At 58.5% G+C, this 23,308-nt stretch carries 11 protein-coding genes and 1 pseudogene; 7 read left to right on the top strand and 5 right to left on the bottom strand.

Translation table 11 applies throughout. The annotated features are described in order from the left end of the window. Positions 1-302: 302 nt before the first annotated feature. Positions 303-2,429 (bottom strand): TonB-dependent siderophore receptor, encoded by a 2,127-nt coding sequence (locus PJ259_RS10025; protein ID WP_271655648.1) that lies wholly within the window; start codon positions 2,427-2,429, stop codon positions 303-305. A 164-nt stretch (positions 2,430-2,593) separates the two neighbouring features. On the opposite strand from PJ259_RS10025, the gene guaB reads away from it, so the two are divergent. The 7 genes and pseudogenes from guaB (at position 2,594) to PJ259_RS09995 (ending at position 16,268) form a co-directional block, all read left to right on the top strand. Continuing rightward, the gene (gene guaB, locus PJ259_RS10020) at positions 2,594-4,063 is read left to right on the top strand and encodes an IMP dehydrogenase (RefSeq protein WP_059315777.1); all 1,470 of its coding nucleotides are present in this window, start codon (positions 2,594-2,596) and stop codon (positions 4,061-4,063) included. A gap of 87 nt (positions 4,064-4,150) precedes the next feature. Further along, positions 4,151-5,728 (top strand): glutamine-hydrolyzing GMP synthase, encoded by a 1,578-nt coding sequence (guaA, locus tag PJ259_RS10015; protein WP_271655647.1) that lies wholly within the window; start codon positions 4,151-4,153, stop codon positions 5,726-5,728. A gap of 100 nt (positions 5,729-5,828) precedes the next feature. Further along, positions 5,829-5,985, top strand: a pseudogene (locus PJ259_RS22895) (tyrosine-type recombinase/integrase); the annotation flags it as partial. A 429-nt stretch (positions 5,986-6,414) separates the two neighbouring features. Beyond that, entirely contained in the window at positions 6,415-12,672 is a 6,258-nt protein-coding gene (avs3a, locus tag PJ259_RS10010; protein ID WP_271655646.1) for an AVAST type 3 anti-phage nuclease/ATPase Avs3a, read from the top strand. Next, positions 12,650-13,330, top strand: a complete 681-nt coding sequence (avs3b, locus tag PJ259_RS10005) for an AVAST type 3 anti-phage proein Avs3b (protein ID WP_271655645.1) — start codon at positions 12,650-12,652, stop codon at positions 13,328-13,330. Before avs3a ends, avs3b begins: the two co-directional genes overlap by 23 nt. 579 nt (positions 13,331-13,909) lie before the next feature. Further along, on the top strand, positions 13,910-14,530 hold the full coding sequence (locus PJ259_RS10000; RefSeq protein WP_271655644.1) for a tyrosine-type recombinase/integrase: 621 nt from the start codon (positions 13,910-13,912) through the stop codon (positions 14,528-14,530). 292 nt (positions 14,531-14,822) lie between these two features. Next, positions 14,823-16,268 (top strand): HNH endonuclease, encoded by a 1,446-nt coding sequence (locus PJ259_RS09995; protein WP_271655643.1) that lies wholly within the window; start codon positions 14,823-14,825, stop codon positions 16,266-16,268. A 288-nt stretch (positions 16,269-16,556) separates the two neighbouring features. Here the strand turns inward: PJ259_RS09995 and PJ259_RS09990 are convergent, their stop codons facing one another. The 4 genes from PJ259_RS09990 to PJ259_RS09975 all read right to left on the bottom strand — a co-directional run bounded on the left by PJ259_RS09990 (position 16,557) and on the right by PJ259_RS09975 (position 23,150). Continuing rightward, positions 16,557-18,026, bottom strand: a complete 1,470-nt coding sequence (locus tag PJ259_RS09990; RefSeq protein WP_271655642.1) for a 5'-methylthioadenosine/S-adenosylhomocysteine nucleosidase family protein — start codon at positions 18,024-18,026, stop codon at positions 16,557-16,559. 668 nt (positions 18,027-18,694) lie between these two features. Next, the gene (locus tag PJ259_RS09985) at positions 18,695-20,641 is read right to left on the bottom strand and encodes a putative bifunctional diguanylate cyclase/phosphodiesterase (RefSeq protein WP_271655641.1); all 1,947 of its coding nucleotides are present in this window, start codon (positions 20,639-20,641) and stop codon (positions 18,695-18,697) included. Positions 20,642-21,063: 422 nt separating this feature from the next. Further along, complete coding sequence (locus tag PJ259_RS09980; RefSeq protein ID WP_271655640.1) at positions 21,064-21,741, bottom strand: type 1 glutamine amidotransferase domain-containing protein; 678 nt, start codon at positions 21,739-21,741, stop codon at positions 21,064-21,066. A gap of 158 nt (positions 21,742-21,899) precedes the next feature. Next, complete coding sequence (locus PJ259_RS09975) at positions 21,900-23,150, bottom strand: hypothetical protein (protein WP_271655639.1); 1,251 nt, start codon at positions 23,148-23,150, stop codon at positions 21,900-21,902. Positions 23,151-23,308 lie beyond the last annotated feature (158 nt).

Genomic DNA, 23,308 nt, shown 5'->3' with positions numbered 1-23,308 from the left:
CCTCGGGGCTGGCACTCGCTACGGAAGCCAGGCCGCTTCAACCGGCCACCCTCCGCCCCTCTCTACATGGAAGAGGGTTGGGGTGACGGTAGGCTTCTAGCGGATCGCGGCCATGGGCCGCTCCTACAGGCGATGCATCCTTGTTCGTAGCGTGGAAAACCGCGAAGCGTTTTCCACGGGATTGCACGTGGCGATCAGTGGCCGGGGCTGCGCCGGCAGCCACCCTAGGGGCAGTGCTCCTACTCTACGCCTTGTCGCCCCCTCTCCCCCTGGGAGAGGGCTGGGGTGAGGGAACGCCCCGATCAGAAACTCACCGTGGCACTCAACCGCGCTGTTCGCGGCTCACCCACCGCCACCTGCAGCGGGCTGTTGGCGCTCGACGGGTAGTACTCTTTGTCGAACAGGTTGTCGACGTTCAGCTGCAGCCGCGCCTGGTAGCCGGTTACCGGCAAGTCCCAGCGCAGGAAAGCGTCGGCCACGGTGTAGCTGCTCAGGTAGAAGCTATTGGCCGCATCGCCGGCCCGTTCGCCAACGTAGCGCGCCCCACCGCCGAGGTGCCAGCCACCGAGGTTGGACGGCACCTGCAGGTGGTGGGTCAGGTAGAGGCTGCCGCTGTGCTTGGGCGCCTGGGGCAGGCGATTGCCCTCGTTGCTGGGATCGTCGAGCACCTCGGTGTGATCGTAGGCATAGGTGGCGATCATGTCCCAGCGCTCGGCCAGGCGACCGGTGAGATCCACTTCCACCCCACGCGAACCCACTTTGCCGGCGGCTTCGCTGATACTCAGGCCTCCCACGGTGCGGGTGGTCACCACATTCTTTTTCTCGATGTCATAGAGCGCGACATTGAGGTTCAGACCCGGCGTCAGGTCGTACTTGGCGCCCACCTCCACGCTGCGGCCCTCTTCGGGCTCGAAGGTGGTGCCGCGGTCGTCGACCGTGGTGTTGGGGACGAAGGAGCGGCTGTAATTGCCATACAGCGACAGTTCATCGGTCGCCTTGAACACCAGGCCGGCCAGCGGCACGAGGGCATGATCGCGCTTGTCCAGGTTGACCACATGGGTGCTACCCAGGCCCTGGGCGGCATACTGGTCGAATTGCTGATAGCGCCCACCCAGCACCAGGATCCAGCGGTCGTTCAGGTGCCAGTTGTCCTTGAAGTACAGGGAAGTCGAGTCCAGGTCGCTGTCCTGATCGCTCTGGGCGGCGCTGAGCAGGCTGGGCGCCGCCAGGTTGCCGTACACCGGCGCGAAGATATTGATGTTGCGGCGGGACGCCGTGTTGTTGCGATAGGTCTTGCCGCGGTACTGGCTGCTTTCTTCGTGATCGATGCCGACCAGCAGCTCGTGGCGCTGGCCGAACAGCTCCTGGCTGCCGATGAAGTCCCAACTGGTGTACTGGGTCTCGTAGTCGTAGTCGGCGCCGTTGCCGGCGCGCAGCAGGTTGCCATTGGCGGCCAGGGAAATGGGCTGGGCGAAGTTCAGGCTGTACCTGTCATTGTTCCAGGCGTAGATCAGCCGGGTCTTCCAGTCTTCGCTGAGCTGGTACTCGAAGCGAGCACTGGCGGTCTCGGTGATGCCATCGCCCTTGGCCCATTTCTCGTCCAGCCGCTTGTTGTAGTCGACGTTGGCCGGATGCCCGTTGACGAATACCGTGCCGCGATCCACCGGGCCGGAGTAGTCATTGTAGGAATAGGCCAGGGTCAGGCTGGCACGCTCGCCGGTCCAGGACAGCGACGGCGCCACCAGGCTGTGCTGGCTGACACCATAGTTGCGCCAATAGTCCTCGCTCTGGCGTTCGGCGATCAGGCGATAGGCCAGGCCGGTGTCGCCAATCGGTCCGGTGGTATCCAGGCCCAGGTTGCCGCCACCCTCGCTGTAGGCCGAGCCGCTCAGGGTGGTAAGCGGCTGGTACTGCGGCTGCTTGCTGACCACATTGATCAGGCCACCGGGTTCGAGGGCACCATAGAGAAGAGAGGCGGGGCCTTTCAGGACCTCCACGCGCTCGGCGGTGGCGTCGAAGTTGTGCGACAGGCTGGAACGTACCCCGTCTCTCAGGATGGAGCCATCGGCGTTGGTACCGAAGCCGCGTTTGACGAAGGCATCCTTGGTCCCGGCCAGGGTATTGCTCTGGGTCACGCCGCTGACGAATTTGGAGGCATCGCCCAGGGTCCGCACCTCGTAGTCCTGGATCAGTTGCGGGGTCACGGTCTGCACCGACTGCGCCTCTTCCTTGATCGGCACGTCGCTCTTGCTCGCGGTCGAGGCGCGGGTCGCACGATAGCCCTGGTCGGCCTCGCTGGCCGTGGCGGAGATGTCCATGGGGGCGAGGGCGGTGTCAGCCGCCGCCAGCAGATCCGAACTGGTCGCCAGGGCCAGGGTACTGAAAGCGAAGGGAGCGAAACGGCGAAGGGCTCTGGGCGGCGTGTTCAAGGGCGTTCTCGGGGCGGGCGGGAAAGGTGGCGGCGATTCTAAAGTGATAGTCATTCTCAAGTAAATCGAATCCTCCGACCGTTGGTGTCAGGCGCGTTGCTGCCCATCCCCAAGCGCAGGTATAATGTCGCGCTCCTAAATTTTCCCGCCCGGGAGCGCCCGCCATGCTGCGCATCAGCCAAGAAGCCCTGACGTTCGACGATGTTCTCCTCATCCCCGGCTATTCGGATGTCCTGCCGAAAGACGTCAGTCTCAAGACCCGCCTGACCCGTGGCATCGAGCTGAACATTCCCCTGGTGTCCGCCGCCATGGACACCGTGACCGAGTCCCGTCTGGCCATCGCCATGGCCCAGGAAGGCGGCATCGGCATCATCCACAAGAACATGACCGTCGAGCAGCAGGCCGCGGAAGTCCGCAAGGTCAAGCGCTTCGAGGCTGGCGTGGTGAAGGACCCCATCACCATCGACGCCGACGCCAGCGTGCGCGATCTGTTCGACCTGACCCGCCTGCACAACATCTCCGGCGTCCCGGTGATCTCCGGCCGTGACCTGGTGGGTATCGTCACCTCCCGCGACGTGCGCTTCGAGACCCGTCTCGACGTACCGGTGCGCGAAGTCATGACCCCCAAGGATCGCCTGGTCACCGTGCGCGAAGGCGCCGACAAGCAGGAAGTCCGCGAGCTGCTGCACAAGCACCGCATCGAGAAGGTGCTGATCGTCGACGAAGCCTTCGCCCTCAAGGGCATGATGACCGTCAAGGACATCGAGAAGGCCAAGGCCTACCCCAACGCCAGCAAGGACGACGCCGGTAGCTTGCGCGTCGGTGCCGCCGTCGGTACCGGCTCCGAGACCCCCGAGCGCGTGGCCGCGCTGGTCGCCGCCGGCGTCGACGTCATCGTGGTCGACACCGCCCACGGTCACTCCAAGGGCGTGATCGAGCGCGTGCGCTGGGTCAAGGAAACCTACCCGCAAGTGCAAGTGATCGGCGGCAACATCGCCACCGCCGAAGCCGCCAAGGCCCTGGCTGATGCCGGCGCCGACGCGGTCAAGGTCGGCATCGGCCCGGGCTCCATCTGCACCACCCGCATCGTCGCCGGTGTCGGCGTGCCGCAGATCTCCGCCATCGCCAACGTCGCCGCTGCCCTCGAAGGCACTGGCGTCCCGCTGATCGCCGACGGCGGCATCCGCTTCTCCGGCGACCTGTCCAAGGCCATCGTCGCCGGTGGCTACTGCGTGATGATGGGCTCCATGTTCGCCGGTACCGAAGAGGCCCCGGGCGAGGTCGAGCTGTTCCAGGGCCGCTCCTACAAGTCCTACCGCGGCATGGGCTCCCTGGGCGCCATGTCCCAGACCCAGGGCTCCAGCGACCGCTACTTCCAGGATTCCGCCTCCGGTGCGGAGAAGCTGGTACCCGAGGGCATCGAAGGCCGCGTTCCCTACAAGGGCCCGCTGGCGGCGATCATCCACCAGCTGATGGGCGGCCTGCGTGCCTCCATGGGCTACACCGGTTGCGCCACCGTCGAGCAGATGCGTACCAAGCCGCAGTTCGTGCGCATCACCGGCGCCGGCATGGCCGAATCCCACGTCCACGACGTGCAGATCACCAAGGAAGCGCCTAACTACCGCGTTAGCTGATTCCTAATCTGTTGTTCTTATCGTTGCGATTCGGGGCTGTCTAGACAGCCCCGAATCGTCTGAACCTAGTGCTATCGAGACCTGGCCATGTCCCAAGACATCCACGCCCACCGCATCCTCATCCTCGACTTCGGCTCCCAGTACACCCAGCTCATCGCCCGCCGCGTGCGCGAACTGGGCGTCTATTGCGAGCTGCACCCCTTCGACATGGACGACGCCGACATCCGTGCCTTCGCTCCGCGCGGCATCATCCTGGCCGGTGGTCCCGAGTCGGTCCATGAGGCCGGCAGCCCGCGCGCGCCCAAGGCGGTGTTCGACCTGGGCGTACCCCTGTTCGGCATCTGCTACGGCATGCAGACCATGGCCGAGCAGCTCGGCGGCAAGGTCGAAGGCTCCAACATCCGTGAATTCGGCTATGCCAAGGTCGACGTGGTCGGCAAGAGCCGCCTGCTCGAAGGCATCCAGGACCACCTCGACGACGACGGCGTGCTCGGCCTGGACGTCTGGATGAGCCATGGCGACAAGGTCGGCAAGCTGCCGGAAGGCTTCCACGTCGTCGCCAGCACCCCCAGCTGCGCCATCGCCGCCATGGGTGACGACGAGCGCGGCTGGTACGGCGTGCAGTTCCACCCCGAGGTGACCCACACCAAGCAGGGCGGTCGCATCCTCTCGCGCTTCCTGAAGGACATCTGCGGCTGCGAAGCCCTCTGGACCCCGGCCAACATCGTCGAGGACGCCATCGCCCAGGTGCGCGCCCAGGTCGGCAGCGCCAACGTGCTGCTGGGCCTCTCCGGCGGCGTCGACTCCTCGGTGGTCGCGGCCCTGCTGCACAAGGCCATTGGCGAACAGCTGACCTGCGTCTTCGTCGACAACGGCCTCTTGCGCCTGCACGAGGGTGACCAGGTGATGGCCATGTTCGCTGAGAACATGGGCGTCAAGGTGATCCGCTCCAACTCCGAGCAGCGCTTCCTGACCAACCTGGAAGGCGAAGCCGACCCGGAGAAGAAGCGCAAGATCATCGGCCGCACCTTCATCGACGTCTTCGACGCCGAAGCCAGCAAGCTCGACAACATCAAGTTCCTGGCCCAGGGCACCATCTACCCCGACGTCATCGAGTCGGCCGGCGCCAAGACCGGCAAGGCCCACGTCATCAAGTCCCACCACAACGTCGGCGGTCTGCCCGAGGAGATGAACCTCAAGCTGGTCGAGCCGCTGCGCGAACTGTTCAAGGACGAGGTGCGCAAGATCGGCCTGGAACTGGGCCTGCCCTACGACATGGTCTACCGCCACCCCTTCCCGGGCCCGGGCCTGGGCGTGCGCATCCTCGGCGAAGTGAAGAAGGAATACGCCGACCTGCTGCGTCGCGCCGACGACATCTTCATCGCCGAGCTGCGCAAGGCCGACTGGTACCACAAGGTCAGCCAGGCCTTCGTCGTCTTCCAGCCGGTGAAATCCGTCGGTGTGGTCGGCGACGGCCGCCGCTACGCCTGGGTCGTCGCCCTGCGCGCGGTGGAAACCATCGACTTCATGACCGCCCGCTGGGCCCATCTGCCCTACGAGCTGCTGGAAAAGGTCTCCAACCGCATCATCAACGAAATCGACGGCATCTCCCGCGTCACCTACGACGTCTCGAGCAAGCCGCCGGCGACGATTGAGTGGGAGTGATCCCGCGTCCGGCATAGACCGGTACGTCTAGCAGGAAAAGCCAAAGCCCGCGTAATTGCGGGCTTTTGGTTTTTTGATGACGGTGAATCCTGGCAGTCTCCACGACTTGCGCCGCACGGTCAGCAGCTTTTGCACGCGGTGGGTTACAACTCCGACTGGATCGAGAAGTGCCCAGTGCACCAGCAGAGGGAGAGGTGTGGGCGCCGTTTACAACAGGGTCGTGGCGGGATCAGCGTCGTGCGCTGGGGCAGGACTAGGCTGATGTGATTGATGAATGGACGCTCAGGGAACCTGGGAGAACTATTGGGTAGGTTGCGTGGTTGCCGTTCATTACAACTGGTCGCTTGATGGGAAATTGCCCTCTACCGGAACAATTTGTATGGATGCTGACTAGCCGTTTGCATCTGACGTGACCAGCCATTCGCATTGGATGTAACCAGCGCTCGGGTAGGTCTTGACCGGCAGGAGTCGACCCATAGCTGCCGTTCGCCACCGGCAGAAATCAGCAATTTCAGTGGTTCAAGCCCGCGTGGTAACCGCTTGCTATGTGGCGGGTGCTTCCTTTCATTCTGCCAAACTCAACACCTGAAAATGGCTCTACAACAGTCGAAGCTATAGACAGGTCCTCAGAGGATATATCGTGCCTGTAAACTCCGTTAATGACGGACGCAAGGAGTGCAGAAGATATGGCGAAGCAAGGTTCTGTAGGTCCTTCCAGAAGCGGCGATCAGTTCCACTATCAATGGGCTGCCCGGCAGTGCCTCGGGCTCCTTACCGGAGAAAATGGCCTGGTGGCGGTGGCGATCGAAGGAGCGTCACTGGACGAGGGGGATGCATCTACGAGCGTCGGCGACGAGGTCATTGACGTCGGCCTGTATTACGGGAGTGAGGAAGTTACAGCGGCAACGTCCATCCGCTATGTGCAGCTAAAACACTCGTCTACGCGAGCGCACATCCCCTGGACGGCAAGTGGCCTCAAAGGAACCATCGAAGGCTTCGCTGGGCGTTTCAGTTGGCTAGAGGCGTCGCTTGGTCTGGACGTCCTAGCTAATAAAGTTCGGTTTGTCTTTCTGACGAACAGGCCTATGGATGGAGCTGTTCTTGAAGCGTTGACTGATCTCGCTGCGGGGGCGACAGCGCCGCGGCATCGCGAAATTGACGAGTTGCTGAAACGCTATGCGGCGTCAGCTAGCAGCAACGTACAGAGCTTCTTCGCCGCCTTCTCGGTTGAAGCTGGTGAGCCGGATCTATGGGAACAGCGCAACCTCCTGAGTAAGGACCTAAGCGCATACTTGTCCGAACCGGACACCGAGGCTGCACTCCAACTGAAGGAACTGGTCACCCGCCGGGCAACCGATGAGGGAGCGAAGGACCGCTCCATCCGCCTCTACGACGTACTCCGCGCACTGCGGGTGACCGAAATCGACCTGCTGCCGGCGCCCTCTTTGATCTCAGAACCGAAGCAGGCGCTTCCACGGGAGCAGCAGGTAGGCATCCTGACGACGCTGCTCACCGCCCAACGCCCGGTGGTCATCCATGCCGACGGTGGGGTAGGCAAGTCGACTCTTTCTGCTCACCTGGCCCGTGCCATGCCGGCTGGATCGGTGGCGGTTCTGTACGACTGCTTCGGTGATGGGACCTATCGCCAAGCGTTGAAGTATCGCCATCGGTACCGCGATGCCCTCGTTCAGATCGCGAACGAGCTCTCAGGACAGCAGCTTTGCCTGCCGTTGATTCCGTCCAGCGGCACTGACTCCAAGCAGTTCATGCGAGCCTTTGTATCTCGTCTCAAGCAGGCCATTGATCTTCTTAGAGCCCGCACGCCTCAGGCGAGCCTTTGCGTCATCGTCGACGCGGCCGACAACGCGTATATGGCGGCACATGAGATCAATGAGCGTGCCTTTGTCCATGACTTTATCAACACGGACATGCCCGACGGGGTGCGGTTGGCATTCACATGCCGATCACACCGACGGGGCCACCTGGGAGCTCCGCTGGACGCCATAGTGATCAAGCTAGAGCCATTCTCCAAAACTGAGACTGCCACGCACCTACGGCTGAACTATCCTGAGGCAACGGACGCGGAGGCTGCGGAATTCGCTTTTCTAAGTAGCGATAACCCGCGCGTTCAAGCGCTGGCGATGGAGGGAACCCCTTCCATCGGCAACATGCTGAGGGCTCTGGGGCCAACGCCGACGACGGTTCAACTCGCGATCGGAGGCCTTCTGACCAAAGCTATCGATAGGCTGAAAGCCGAATGGGGCCCGACAGAAGCGAAGCAGATAGACCTCATCTGCAAAGGCCTCGCGGTGCTCCGGCCCTTGGTACCCATTTCCATTTTGGCGCAGATCGCCGGCGTTCCCGAGAGCGCCGTCCGTACGTTTGCTACTGAGTTTGGGCGACCGCTGTTCGTCAAGGACTCAGGTCTGCACTTCATGGACGAACCGGCAGAGACCTGGTTCAACGAGACATTCAAGCCCGATGCGGCTTCGCTTGATGCGTTTCTTGCAAAACTGAAGCCGCTTGCGTCGACCAGTTCATATGTGGCGGCGGCGCTGCCGCAATTGCTACTGTCTGCCGGCCGGATGGACGAGCTGATTGCGCTGGCGCTTTCGAATGAGAGCTTGCCAGAGCTCAACCCTCTAGAGCGACGAGACGTCGAGCTGCAACGGCTGATGTTCGCGCTAAGAGCGTGCTTGCAGCAGGGGCGGCATGTTGCCGCCGCTAAGCTCGCGCTGAAGGTCGGTGGCGAGGTAGCTGGCGAGGCTCGACAGAACATGCTCATCCAGCAGAACACTGACATTGCCAGCGTTCTGCTTGCGCCAGATCGCATCGAAGAAATGGTCTCCAGGCGCACGTTCGGCGGCGGATTCCTTGGCTCGTATCACGCGTACGAGGCGGTTCTGCTTGCCGGAAACGATGACCTCATCCCTGAGGCGAGAAGCAGGTTGCGCATGGCCTGGGAGTCATTGATCGCTTGGAGCAAGCTGCCACCCAAGCGCCGCAAGGAGGACAAGATCGACGACGCCGATGTCGCTGAGATTGCTATCGGTTTGCTGAGATTGCGAGGCCCTGCCGAGGCCGCGCGCTTCTTGAAAGGATGGAGTCCTAGATCCACCGTACTGAGAACCACGAAGCTCGTTACCGCCCGACTTGCGGACGCCGGCGACTTCAAGCGAATCGATGAACTCGCCGAGCACGCCGACGGGGATGCCTGGATGATGCTGGGCCTGGCTACCGAAGCAGCCCGGGTCGCCCATCTGTTGCCGGTGGAGCCGCTGCGGCACCTGATGGGCATCTTGGTAGATCCTAAGGTCAAGTTACCCGAGGAACATCTCTCATGGAGGTCTGGGAGCAGCGTACTGGAAGGAGTCCGGTCTGCAATCACGCTGGCGCTCCGATGTCTCCCGCGCGACGATGCGACTTGGGCCGAAATGTTGCGCCGGTATTTGCCAGAAGATCCGCCTCACCAACGCTATGACTTCGATGACGAGCGAGCAGACCTCCTTCGGGCCTATGCTCTGGAAGCCGCGCTACGCGGAAAACGCATTGAGTTGATTGATCTGGCGCCCAAGGATATCCGTCTTGAATTAGAGACGAAGGAATCTCCCGTTAAGAGCCAACAAGCGTCCCAGTTGCAGCAAGTGACAGGGGGCCTTATACCTTGGTTCGTCTTGGCCGCTGAGATCGCCTGTGGCCGCCAGTCTCCCAACCTTGATCACGAAGTTGAGCTTGCGCTGAAACATACGAAGTCTGCGTCATCACGTGACTATCAGCGGAGCTTCAATTGGGAGAAAGCTGTTGCCATCGAGTGGGTACGGATCCTTCGCGATGCGGGCTCCATTAAGCCCGCTCAGATCGACGCGCTATTTAAGTGGGGCGACAATAGCGACCGCGTCTACTCGAGCACTCTCACGAGGATGTGCCACATCGCTGCGCGAACAGCGGGGATGGGCGATTTCTCACTGCGACTCAGCTCTAAGGCGTTCGATCAGATCACCGCGTCGCGCAGCGATGCGGAGGCACAGGTTGAGGATCTTCAGGAGCTAGCGCGCGCGATCTTTTGCGTGAGCAAGTCGGAAGCGGCTGCTTATTTCGACAAGGCGATCGACATCGCCAGCAAGATCGGAGAAGAACACCTCTCTCGATGGACAACGTTCCTAGAATTGGCGGATGCTGCACATTGCTCGGGTAGGACAAGATCTCGGACCGCCTATCGTTTAGCAAGGATTGCCGAGCTCAGCTACGACCATATGGCCCGAGACAAATACATGGACTGGGATCGCTTGGTCGAGGGCTTGGTCGGTCTTTGCCCTTCATCCAGCCTGGCAATTCTGAGTCGCTGGCGAGACCGAGAGTTCGGCTCTGCTGGCGAGCTTTTTCCCGTTGCAATCTACAGCCTGATCAACCAAGGGCTCTTCCCAAAAAAGGCAGCGGTGGCGCTGAGTGGCACCGAGGCGGGATGGAATCGCGTCAGCGACATCAAAGCGGCCATGGAGGCGGAATCAGACAGCGATCGGAAAAGGTCAATCCTGCAGATCGCCTACCGATTCCTCCGCATCCAGACCCACGAAACGCCCACTTGGCGCGAACTCAAGGTTCTGGCCGACTACGTGGCGATGCCGCTTCCAGATTTGGAGAGGCTGCTTCAGGCATCTGTGGCCAAAGGAGACGGTGAGTCGGTGACTGCTGCTCGCACGTCCCGGTCGGATCCTCGTAGAGAGGTGCAGAAGCCCGACTGGGATGCCATCTTCAACGGCGTTGATCTCTGCGACTCAGCTGCGGTTGTCGCGGCACGGCGATCGCTCAAGAAGGTTGATGGTCGTTCATACGCTAGTGAGTTCTATGAGCAAGGCTGTAGGCGCGCGAAACTGTCGGAGCTCGACGGATACCTTCGTGCGCTCCAGTCGGATGACGAGTTCAGTGTGTTCAGCTTCATGGAAGTCATCAGGCAGCTCCCCGAGGCGAGCAAGAGGCCCCTGTCCGTCCGCAACGAACTAAAAAAGGCAGCCCTTTTGCTGGCTACAAGCGAACCCAACCGAGTGGGGCGCCGCGGTTGGGGTTATGAGGGCCCATTTGATGGGCTCTATGCAGAGGGCGCCATCGCAGAGAAGGATGTAGCGTCAGCTCGGATCAAGGGATACCTGTCGCAGCTAGACACACTTGATGCGAACGACATGTTCCATCTGGTGGAGCCGCTCGCACGGCATTTGACCAGCGACGAGGCCGATGAAGTGTTGAACTTCGGCTTTGACTTGCTCGAAGAGATTCTCGAAAGTGAAGATGGTGATGGCCCGTGGAACGACTCTCTCGCACCGTCATCCTCTTGCGTGGAAGCCTTGGCTGGCTACTTATGGGCGGGTTTAGCGCGTCCCTCCACTGCGGAACGCTGGGAACATGCCCACTGCGTCCGCAACTGTCTTGAGCTCGACTGGCAATCCTTGTTGTCCGCGCTGGCCACTCGCGCATTAGGAGCTGACCCGCAGCCATTTGCCGACCGCGGCCTGGTTTTTTATGAGTGGCATGCACGCCAATGGCTCTGTATTGCCCTTGCACGGGGCGCCATGGACGTACCTCGCTCCGTTGCTCCTTTTCTCGCGTTCTTAGACTCTTGCGCAAGGGAGCCGCACGTCGTTATCCGGCACTTCGCCTCGGATGCGTTGAAACGCCTGCATGAAGTCCATACGTTGTCGTCGGATTTGCTCGCCATTGCGAACGGCGCAAACCGTACTGCGCTGCCCAGGGACGTTTACGACCATCGCGAGTACGTGATCGTTGATGACAATGCCTCGGATGACGAAGCCGTGGGCGACGAGAGGTACTTTTTCGGCATCGACATCGGCCCCTATTGGTTGGCTCCGTTGGGCCGCGTCTTCGGTTTGAATCAGCAATCGATCGAGCAACAAGCACGGGCAGTCTTGCGTGGTCGCATGTCGCCAGGGCCTCGCCGTCGCGTCGATGATCAACGTTATGAGCGTGGGCTCTTCCGTGATAGAGAGACAAGCCACTCGCATGGAAGTATGCCCAGAGTGGAAGATTGCGTCGTCTATCAGTCCTATCACGCCATGATGTTCGTCGCTGGCCAGCTTTTGGAGACAAAGCCGGTACGCCGTCGCGCTGATGAGGAAGAAGATCCGTTCGACGATTGGTTGAGAGGACAGTTGCTCACTCGCAGTGATGACCGGTGGCTTGCAGACCGGCGCGATCCCGAGATACTGAAGGTCGCATCGTCGGGTAGCGATCGATCTGATACCTCATGGTGCTGGCAAGTCGATAGACAGTACTTGGATGACCAACTGAGAACAGACGACGGCATGACGGTCCTCTGGGGGCATTGGACGACCACCGATGCGGTCAATGGTGAAACGGTGTCGGTCAGGTCTGTACTCGTTCCTTCGTGCCATGCGGCTGCTCTTCTAACCGCCATGCAGACGAGCCCTTGCCCAGGAGACATTTATCTTCCAGACGCGGATCACATCGACCATCGAGAGCAGGTTGATGATCCAGAGCTGAGGCTGTTCGGCTGGGTCAAGTCGGGAAGCGACTCGTTGAGCCTTGATGAATATGACCCATGGGCTGGCAAGGTGGCCAACCCGGGCCTGCAGCCTTGTCAAGAAATCCTCAATGCCCTGAATCCGATGACAGATCCAGACGCGCGAACGTGGACGCTACCAGACGGTGGCAGGGCTAGAAGCGAATCGTGGTCGCGCAGCACGGGCTACGGTGAGAAGCGCGATGTGCTGACCGGCACTCGGCTCAGCGCCGACGACAAGTTCATTCGTACACTGTTGGATGGGCATCCAAACACATCTCTGATCATCTGCGTCAAGGTCCGCCGCAAGCCACCGAGAGACGAGACAGCCAGCGATGACTACTCCTCCTACAACTATCCCTACAATTGCTACTACATGATCGGACACGATGGAATCACTAGATCGCTCTAAGGCTGTCATCGAGCTCGGCAAGCGGATCGTTGCTGGCTTGATGCTTGGCGACGATGTCACTGCTCAATGGATGGCACACCTAGTAGCCGAGAAAATCTCCGCTGCTGAGAATGCGTCGGAAACTCTGCGAGATTCAGCGCTGGCAGAGTGCATGGATGTCATCCTGAAACTTTGGGGACACCGGTACACATTGCCTCCGTACATGCGACCTTTGAGGGAGCTAGACCCGCTGCTGTGCACGCTTAATTCCTTAGGTGTGAATGAGGCAGATGAATTCAGGTTTTTCGCGCGCCCGCCTAGCGCCGAAGAGCTTGAAGGCGCCACAGAGGACGAGAAGAAGCTCTTCGAGTTTGCGATCGGTATTGATCAGGCAGCCAGGGAGCTGATCCGTTACGCACTCAGCGTTGCCGCCGAACGATCAGTCAACGTGGTCAAACCATGGCTAGAGGAGGTCGTAAAGGGTAGCTTGGAGGCAACCGTAGAATTGCGGGTCTCAAGATTTGTCACAGAAGGCCTGCTAGAGAGTCAAAAAGAGGAAAATAGACAGGCCATGCTCGATCGAGCTGATCGGCTAGAGAGTTTTGCGAAAGTAGCTTTATCTCTATCTTGCGGGATGAGGGAGATGCTTCCGCAAGATACAGAGGAGTCGGGGGACTAAGAAGAAAGGTTCGGCGATCCAGCGAAACGGTCAACGTCGCCGCACCTAGAGCTCCTGAGAAAGTTAGATCAGGATGGCGAAAAACAGAATATTGATTGTCTTGTTGGTCACTTAGGGGCTGGTGGACTAATTAAGTTCGAGGATGGCGAGCTGACCGGGTGGATACCTTGATGGTCACGTACATCCTGAAATTTGTACGACTTTTCCTCAAGGCTGATTGTTGTACGCACACAAGTGCTTGGCGCTGAGGCTGAACCATCTATGGCACCCTTTGCCAACTTGATGCAGCCAATCTTTTCCGGGCTGGGATAGGCGTCGCTATCTTCCAGCCTGACTTATCCGACTTCGGACTTACAGAGCAGTCTCGGGTGAACGGCTGCTGTCAGCCTGACCCAGCGTTGCGGCCGGCCGCTCCTGGCCGTAAACAGCCTACCGAGACCGTCCGCTTTGGGTCGGTAGCGGTCGCTTATTGACGTCCGCTTCTGGCCGTTTCCGCCTCGGCGACCGGCTGATGGGTCGGATAGCTCCGTCCCATGGTGGGGCCCATGCTTGTACTCCCCTCACTGAGGAGAACAAGCCATGAAAGCGATATCAGTCTTCAGCCACGAGCCTTGGAACAAGGGAAAGCTCGTTGGTCAGAAAGCCCCGCTACGGATTAGGGATATCTGGGCTATTCGCGTCAGACTCCAGCTTGCGCAGAAAACCAGGGACTTGGCTCTCTTTGACCTGGCAATCGATAGCAAGCTGCGCGCCTGTGACCTCACCAGGCTGCGCGTGCGGGACATAGCCCACGGGGAGCACGTCTCACCGAGAGCTATCGTGATGCAGCTAAAAACTCATCGTCCGGTGCAGTTTGAGATCACAGAGCAGACACGCTCAGCTGTAGAGGCTTGGATACGCCATGCCGAGCTTCGAAGCGAAAACTTCCTGTTCCCAAGTAGGCTTGCCCAGTCCGAGCATATTTCCACCCACCAGTACGCACGGATCGTAAAAGCCTGGGTGACAGCGATTGGTTTGGATCTAGCCTTGTACGGAACCCATACCCTGCGGCGAACAAAGGCGTCGCTGATCTACCACAGGACAGAGAACCTCAGGGCCGTACAGCTCTTACTAGGCCATACGAAGCTGGAAAGCACTGTCAGGTACCTTGGGATCGAGGTAGACGATGCTCTGGAGATGGCCGAGCAGATAGAGGTTTAGCCGCCTGACTTGGCGACGGCTGCGGGGCTGTTGCTATCCCACCCAAAGCAGTTGGATTACGAATCTAAAAAAGCTGTGGAAAACCATTACAGAGGACTCTGCACTCTACCTCTGTATTTGGTTGCTGCCCAAAAGCGAATTCTGTGCGCAACCACTCGCCGCAATTGATGTTTGCTGTTGGTGGGTTAATAATTATCAAGCTCCCGCCAGACACAACGGCTAGAAAAATACAGCAAATTAATAAATTAAAGAACATCATTAACCAGTCGTAAATTTAGGAAATTTAAATCTCATGAATATAGGGCTAGAATTCCCAGCCATCGACTGTTATTCCACTTCAAATGACAGGTGCTACGTATGTCGTAAATTTTATGACGAAATTGCGACTCGGAGGCACGAAGAACACATAATTCAAAACGCAATTGGTGGAAAATTAACTTCTGACCGTATTTTGTGTGAAGACTGCGGGGGGAGGCTTGCAGACCTTATTGATACACCATTTTCCGATGAGTTGGCGCTGTTCAATATTTTGCATGGCACTAGCCGAGATAGAGACTCCAGAACAAACGGCGTAAAAATCGATGTGCTGACTAAGGTTAAGCCTGAATCTCTCTCAGGATCTACAAGTTACCGGCTATGTGAAGATTATCGGGTTCTGCCAAATCGCCCAATATTTTTCCGTAACGAAACAGAAAAAACCATTACGATTATTGCATCTACCACCAAGCAAGCTACAGATTTTTCTAAGAGTAAGCCAATACAGAGGCTGGCCGGTGACGGATATAAGATACAGAAAGAAGATGACGTGGGGATCTATGCAGAAAAATGCATATACAATTTTAACCCAAACTCGATAGCTATTATTCGTGGCATATCAAAAATAGCCCTGGAGTTTGCTATTTACTCTGGTATTGAAAGTCGTTTTCTTGAGGATTTCATTGCTCACTTGTTAGACGCATCTAATTCTGAAGGAAACCAAAATTTAGTCATACAATACTATCCGACAACAGACGAGGAAAAAATATATGAGGTCAAAAAATATGAGCACGAAGACTGGCATCCAAACCATCAGATTACATTGTTTTCAGATAGGAGTGAGCTTTACTGTTATGTCGAGCTTTTTGGATCTATTCAAAAATACGTTCACCTCTCAAGCAAGTATGGCGGGAAGAAAATCCTCACTCGCTTTACGCAGCGAGTGAGAAGCTGGAACTTCAATCCGAGCGACTGGAGTGGCGGCCCTAAAGATCTTCATATATTTGCGGGGCAATTCGGTATTCAGTACCGCGGCCGGAGATTAGAAGACATCGAGAAGGATGTCATTCATCAAGCTCGCATTAGATCCTATACCTTAGATCCTGAAATCCAAATAAATAAAGTAAAGCATATCATGCAAGCGCTCATCCATTACACGATTGCGAACATCAAGGGAACTCCTACTGTAGACGAATTGCTTGAAAAGAGCGTGAATGCAGACCAAACCTTCGGTCTCTCGATACTGAGAAAGCTGAAAGACAACCCCATAGATGCTTTGAAAATGATTCGAAAGAGCTACTTGCATTTCAGGGTAAAGTCGAATAAAGATTGCTGTCCAACCTTAGCACGGAAAATTGCACCAGAGATCTTGGATCAATATTCCAGGTTTAAGCTTTATGAAAGTCTTTGCAGCGTTGCAAAAGAGCAAGAGATCGCTATCTATGAGCCACATACCAACGTAGATAATTATGTAAATAAATGATAGCCATTTAATTAGGATGGTCATCACTTGTCTCGCGAGCTTGACTGACAAGGGGTTTGTAAGCTGCCATTGATAAGTGTTGGCCTCATACATACCACTGGATGATGGTGCTGTCTGGCTTCTGTCTTTGCTCACGATCAGCTTTAGGTGGAGAGTAGATGCACGACATAAGCCGTTTGTAGCAAATCGCGGCCCATTGCCACCTGCTGCAATTGGCCGAAAGCGGACTCTTAGCTACCACGACATGGTCGTGCAGCCCGTGTTTGGAGAAATAGCCACTGCCATCATCTAGACGGTAAATACTCTTAGTTTTTCCGTGTCATCTCCTATTGCGCTCTTGTAGCGCTGGGCTTCATCCGAATTACGGCAGCACAGGTAGATAACCAGACCTTGTGAAAGGCGTCTTTTGATGTCTTCGATGATCGACAATGCACGTGATCGCATTAAGATACCGTCGGTACTGATGAAGACGGATGAGCAGGTGGTTTCAAACACCAGAATGCCATTGGGTGCGCTGAATCCGCTGCCAATCGTGTCGGGTCTGATGGTGGCAGCGCAGTTTTCCTTAGCTCTTCGAAGGTTCTTATTAACTCGGTGGAGCGAGAATCTGTGGTGATTTTTCTTGGCCCGATAAGAGATATTTCCATTGTCCATGTAGCGTTCCGAAAAATCCTTCCAAGCCTCTGCCCCCCCGCGTCCTGTAGTTAGCTGGTTCATATCGAACACGTCGTTGTCGGTCATCACCGTAATCGATGTGGCATTCAGGCAGATGCTTAACGTCTTAGAGCCGTTGTGTTTGAAGGCATTTTGGGAAAGTTCGAGAAGAACGTCACATATCAGAAAAGGGAATTCAGCGTCATATTCGGTTTCAGAACAGTAGTTACGCAACTTACGTAGCAGTAGAGGGCCATACTCGTTATTGAGTATGTCATTTAGCCCTATTTTTTTCACATCTCGTTCGTGTAAAGAAATGGTGTCGCCAATCATCGCGTCGAACAGATGAAGGTAAGCGGAAGACACAGTTTCAAAGCTGTAGCCATTCGACTGGCACAACGAGTCGATAATGATAGGTAGACGCTGGGCTGTCGTAGCAGCAATTTCTTTCTGCGCGATATCCGAGAAGCTATCGCCACCGTAATCCGACACAGTCTTGACAACGACCCACGGCACCTGGCCGACGCTTTGCACAAAACCGAAGGCTTCCATTTCTCCTGCTTTCACCTCCGGGTACTGTGCCAGCAAGTCGTCGCGGGCCGCATCGCTTTTATATAGAGTTTCCAGGCTCGCCATAGTCGCGGTGGTACAAGGCACGCTGGCGAGTTGGTCTTCGTCCAACACCGTATTGCTCTTGAAGGATCTCTTTCTGTAACGAGTGCCAGTAGGCGTGACTTCCATATCATTCAGTGACAAGATATGGGTGCATACCAATGTCTGACCAATGAACGTAAAATTGGGATCACCCCAGCAGATGCCGGCCAAAATTATTAGGCGCGGCGTCGAGTAAGCTTCGATAAATCGGACTGCCGCGTTGGCGATAGAACCCTCTTTCGATGCGCCACTCGCGCCGCTCAAATGCACAATTAGCCTTTTATCCAAGGTACCGATGGTGCAGCCTCTGTTGGGCATCTGAAGCCTCAGCTCTGCCTTGTGCTTTAGAATGCTGTTGAGCGCATCCTTTTCTTTGTCGTTGGATGTGAGTATCAGGATGTAATTTTTTTCGAGGGCGTGCTCGTGGTAATGAATGTCGATGCTCTTCATTGCTCTGCCACCGTTATAATTTAAGAAAAATGCCCGTACGGTGTTCGTGCTGTTTCTGCGCAGGTTCGCGGTTATTTGAAAATAGTGAACCCGCTTCATTAACTATTTCTCATGCATTACCGCTATTCGGCGACTTTCGATAATATTTCTAATATGCATTACGCACAGTCAATTTGCTCACGACCGAAGGAGTTCCGCCGAATCGTGTGGCCGATATCGATCACTCGTACCGCTTGCGTGAATATGCCCCAGGTTCCTAGACAATCACGAGCCTCACTCTGGAGGGCGTCCACAAACAGTCCGCTTTTGGCCGCTGGCTGCCCTACGCCAATGACAGCTTTGCGGTCGCTTGTCGACATCCGCTTCTGACCGCCAGCAGCCACGGAATGATCGCATCACGGTATTCATGTTCCAAGACCGACGGGCCGAGCGTGTCCTGCAAACGAGTATGTCTCTGTCGGCTTTCCGCGGGCTTCAGAATTGCAGGGTCAAGCCCCCACTCATCGGCCTGACCTAAACTTCTTGAACACTCTGAATGAAATGGCATGAGTGCCTCAGTAAACAAAAGCGGGCACGGTGTTGCGGGACTACAGTTGTGAGCAGACGTGGCTGAATCATGGTTCGCTACTTGGGCAGGAGCTCGCGTCGCACCTGATACCCCCTACGAGTCAAACCGCCAACACCTCAGCCAGATGCTCCCCCTCCAACCAACCCCCAATATCACTCGCACGCATAGGCTTGGCGAACAGATAGCCCTGCGCCCGAGTACACCCAAGATTCTTCAACGCACCCAGTTCCGCAGCCGTCTCCACCCCTTCCACGATGCACTCCAGCTGCATGTCCTGGCACAGGGCGATCAGGGATTTGACGATCTTGAAGCTGGCCGGGTCGAGGTGGAGGTCGGTGACGAAGGTGCGGTCCACCTTCAGCTTGGTCAGCGACAGTGCATGGATCTGGCTCAGGCTGGAGTAGCCGGTGCCGAAATCGTCGAGGGAAATGCCGCAGCCCAGCTCACGAAAGCGGCTGATGGCGCGCTGGGTCTGGGGCAGGTCCTGGATGGCGGCGGTTTCGGTGATTTCCAGGTCGAGACAGGCCGGGTCGAAACCGCTGCGCTTGATCAGCTCGACGATCTGCTGGGCGGCGTCCTCCGAGCCACAGTCGTGGGCGGAGAGATTGAAGGCCAGGCGGATACCGGCAGGCCATTGCGCGGCCGCCTCCAGTGCCTTGCCTAGCAAGGGCAGGGTGAGGCGATTGACCATGCCGACGCGCTCGGCGGTCGGGATGAAGTCACCGGGCGGCACGTTGCCCAGCTCCGGGCTTTCCCAGCGTGCCAGTGCTTCGAACGCCACGGTCTGCTTGCTGTGAATATCCACGACGGGCTGGAACACCATGTAGAACTCGCGCTCCAGGTCGGCGCGGCGCAGGGCCTGTTCGGTCAGGCCTTCGCGATTGAGTTGCTGGCGATGGGCGGTGCTGAACAGGCAGGCCGTACCGGGGCGGTGGCGCTTGCTCTGGTACAGGGCGTAGTCGGCGTGTTCATAGACGTCCGTGGCGGTAAAGGCCTGGTCGGGAAAGGTCGCGATGCCCAGCGAGCCACTGATCTGGATGGGCATGTCCACTAGCAGAAACGGCTCGCGCAGGCTGGCGCAGACCTTTTCGCCAAACGTCCGCAGTTGCTCGTCGTTCAAGACCCGGGTGATGATCAGGCTGAATTCGTCGCCGCCCAGGCGGGCCAGGTGGACGTCCTCGTCGAGCAGTCCGCTCAGGCGCTGGCCGACCTGATAGAGCAGCCGGTCGCCCACGCTATGGCCATAGATATCGTTGACCGGTTTGAAGCCGTCCAGATCCATCAGGCCCACGGCCAGACGGGTTCCCTGCGCGCGCGCATCGGCCAGCAGGGTATCGAGGCGGGCAAAGAACTGCCGCCGATTGGCGAGGCCGGTCAGGCTGTCCTGATTGGCCAGCTTGAGGTTTTCCTCGCTGAGCTTGGCTGTTTGCGCCTGCATGTTCACCAGTCGGGTGAAGTCGGCGTACTGCGCCCTGAGAATGATCAGCATGGCGATGGACACCAGCAGGACGTCGATCGCCGTGGCCACGAAGGTGCTGATGCCGGTGGACGCGAAGAACACCACGAAGGCCGTGTTGACCACGGCGGTGGTGGCGAGGGCAGCGGGCAGCAGGTGCATCATGCAGAAGATGCAGCCGATGACGGTGATCGCCATATAGAAGGCGACATGCGCCTGGGTGTAACTGTCGCCATAGGGAAACAGCGCCAGTGGCCAGGCGGTGAACGCCAGGGCCACGACGGGCGCGAGCCCATTGGTACGTTTCAACGCCGTCAGCATCTGCGCTGGGCTGCGCGGTTGGTTGCGCGTGCGGATCCATTCCGTCGCACGGATCACGCCGAACAGCGTCATGAGCAACGGGCAATACACCACCAGCCAGCGTGGCGCGACGGCATAGTGGGTGCCCGCCAGCATCAGGGTGTTGATCAGCAGGATGAAGTACATCATCGGCAGCTGGCGAGACAGCGCAAGGTATTGCGCCTTGACCAGGCCAGGATTGTCCTTAGGTACGGACATCAAGGCTCGCATGCCAAGCAGTGTCTTCTTCATCAGGCAATGCTCTGAAAAATACGACCAGTTAGATAGCCGCACGGAATGTCCTTTCCAGTCTGGGCGAAGCAGGGCTAAACGCTTCGCTTATGAGAGGGTGTCGGCCGCCCCTTGGATTTCCACACCCTTTACGACCAATGGCACTTTGATCTCATTCGATTAGTCAATCGTAATAGGGGTAGGCGGGGCGAGCGCTCTCGGACAGCCTTGACGATCAACCGCCGGCAAGCGCTAGCGGTGAAAGGTGCGAGAGCTGAGGTTACAGGCCCGCGAACCAGAGCGTCCAAGGTGTCGGTAGGAGGTGGACGATGCTGATCCGCAGCCTTGCGGTCAGGTCTCTGGCGCGCGCGCCGCTGAATAGGCGGTGATAGGCCACCATGAAAAAGCCCGCCATTAGGCGGGCTTTTTCATGTCCGGGACGCTCAGCCCAGCTTGGTCAACAAGGCATCCGCCGCCGCTTCCGAGCTGGCCGGATTCTGGCCGGTGACCAGGTTGCCGTCTTCCACCACGAACTCGCCCCAGTCCGCACCCTTCTCGTAGCGGGCGCCGAGTTTTTTCAGCTCGTCTTCCACCAGGAAGGGCACCACGTCGGTGAGTTGCACGCCGGCTTCTTCGCTGTTGGTGAAGCCGGTGACGGTGCGGCCCTTGACCAGCGGGGTGCCGTCGCCGGCCTTGACGTGGCGCAGTACACCCGGGGCGTGGCAGACCAGGCCGAAGGGCTTGTTTGCGTGCGCGAAGGCTTCGAGCAGGGCGATGGAGTCGCGGGATTCGGCGAGGTCCCAGAGCGGGCCGTGGCCGCCGGGGTAGAAGAGGCCGTCGTAATCGTCGGCCTGCACTTCAGCCAGCTTGACGGTATTGGCCAGGGCCTGCTGCGCTTCGGGGTCGTTCTTGAAGCGCTCGGTGGACTCGGTCTGGGCGTCGGGGGCGTCGCTCTTGGGGTCCAGCGGGGGTTGGCCGCCAGCCGGGGAGGCCAGGGTGATCTGGGCGCCGGCGTCCTTGAAGACGTAGTAGGGGGCGGCGAATTCTTCCAGCCAGAAGCCGGTTTTCTTGCCGGTGTCGCCGAGCTGGTCGTGGGAGGTCAGGACCATCAGGATCTTCATCGCGCGTTCCTCGTGTTCGAAAGGGTATCGCTAGACAGACCCTGGGTCCGCGCTGTGAGTGCCCGATTTCTTCGGCAAGCCACGAATACCGCACAGAAGCAGCCGGCTTGCTGCCCAGTCGATCGCTTTGGGCAGCCAGCCGTTCGGCTCAGGGGCTATCAGGCCCAGCCGAGCGTGCCACCGGGTTCATAGCGCTCACGGGCCGCCACGGTGCTGGCGACGTCATCGAGGTTGTGGACGCCAATCAGCTGGACCAGGGAGTCCAAGTTATCGACCTGCCCTTCGTAGCCGGCGTCACGGAAGACATAGGTGTCCTGGCCGTAGTGGAAGACCGCGGCGTTGACCAGCCCAGTGGTCGATTGAGTGACGACATTGAGCGCTGCGTAAAGGCTATGGGCATTGGTCAGGGCAGAATCCTGGACGGTCACCACGGCTGACGGGTCGGTAAATGCGGAACCGAAGAGGATGTTGTCTTCACTCGCGTTGAAGTCGGTGACCGTTACATGGTTGGCCGTCAGGGAGCGATTGGCGGCGGCGGCGCTGCTGCCATCGAAGTTGACCAGACTCGATTCCAGGGTGAGATGGTCACGGCCTTCACCCAAGGTCACGGTGGCGCCATGGCCGTAGTTGCCGCGTAGGGTGGCGTTGTGGGCGGCTATGCCTTCTTTGAACAGCAGGTCCACAAAATCACTGCCGGCACCGGCATTGATGACCATGTCCGCTTGCTGGATATGGGCACCGATCTGGTCGCCGCCCGCGCCGCTGTCGACGGTGATGGCCTTGACCCGCGAGTTGCTCAAAGCCGCCACGTTTTCAAGTTCCGGAGCGGTGCGGGTGCTGACCTGGAGCAGATCGCCGCCGCTGCCGGTGATCACGTTTTTGAGAAAGGCGCTCTGGCTGGAATAGGTGTAGTCATGGCCTTCGGTGTAGTCATGCAGGAAGTCGATCGAGAGGCCGGCTGTGGACCTGGAGCCATCGAAGGTCTGCAGGCCGTCGAAGTTGTGCAGGGTGATGCTGTCGCCTTCGTAGAACTGGTTGTCAGCGGTGTCGGTGAGGCTGACGGTGAGCTTGGCGATGCTCGAATCCAGGGTGCTGTCGCTGGCGGTGGCGCCGCGGGTATGGCCGTCGAGGCGGGTGACCTGGTCTTCCCAATGACCGGTCAGGGTCAGTTCGCTCAGGGTCGAGCCGGCCGCATAGTGCGGGCCCTTGGCGTCGAAGGTCTTGGCGAAGCCGACGTATTCGGGCGCGGCATTGATATCCAGGGTAAGGCGCGGCTGGCTGTGGAAGGCGTAGTAGGTGACTCCATCAGCGGTGCCGGCCGGCTTGGCGGGCGCGGCGGCCAGGGGCGCCTTGGCGAAGGCAGAGGTGAAGAGGGGAGCGGCGGTGTCCAGGGGATTCTTGTAGGTCATGGCGGTCATCCTTAATGCATGTCAGGCCGAGCGCTCGCTGGACACGTTCTCGCGTAGGGCAAGACGTTTCTGACAGCTGAACGTCACGCCGACAGTGCCTAGCTTTTCACGGAGCTACAGCGAACCACGCCGCAATTTCATCGGGCCACTAGTGGCAC

Origin of the sequence: Pseudomonas sp. JBR1 (genome assembly GCF_028198185.1) — a bacterium.
GTDB lineage: Bacteria > Pseudomonadota > Gammaproteobacteria > Pseudomonadales > Pseudomonadaceae > Chryseomonas > Chryseomonas oryzihabitans_E.
This window is presented reverse-complemented; position numbering and strand designations above follow the sequence as displayed.

Excerpts from the sequence above, each read along its gene's own strand:
- PJ259_RS09990 (WP_271655642.1), bottom strand. The coding sequence starts at position 18,026 with ATGAAGAGCATCGACATTCATTACCACGAGCACGCCCTCGAAAAAAAT.
- PJ259_RS09985 (WP_271655641.1), bottom strand. The coding sequence starts at position 20,641 with ATGAAGAAGACACTGCTTGGCATGCGAGCCTTGATGTCCGTACCTAAG.
- avs3b (WP_271655645.1), top strand. The coding sequence starts at position 12,650 with ATGGAATCACTAGATCGCTCTAAGGCTGTCATCGAGCTCGGCAAGCGG.
- PJ259_RS09995 (WP_271655643.1), top strand. The coding sequence starts at position 14,823 with ATGAATATAGGGCTAGAATTCCCAGCCATCGACTGTTATTCCACTTCA.
- PJ259_RS10000 (WP_271655644.1), top strand. The coding sequence starts at position 13,910 with ATGAAAGCGATATCAGTCTTCAGCCACGAGCCTTGGAACAAGGGAAAG.
- PJ259_RS09975 (WP_271655639.1), bottom strand. The coding sequence starts at position 23,150 with ATGACCTACAAGAATCCCCTGGACACCGCCGCTCCCCTCTTCACCTCT.
- avs3a (WP_271655646.1), top strand. The coding sequence starts at position 6,415 with ATGGCGAAGCAAGGTTCTGTAGGTCCTTCCAGAAGCGGCGATCAGTTC.
- PJ259_RS09980 (WP_271655640.1), bottom strand. The coding sequence starts at position 21,741 with ATGAAGATCCTGATGGTCCTGACCTCCCACGACCAGCTCGGCGACACC.
- guaA (WP_271655647.1), top strand. The coding sequence starts at position 4,151 with ATGTCCCAAGACATCCACGCCCACCGCATCCTCATCCTCGACTTCGGC.
- guaB (WP_059315777.1), top strand. The coding sequence starts at position 2,594 with ATGCTGCGCATCAGCCAAGAAGCCCTGACGTTCGACGATGTTCTCCTC.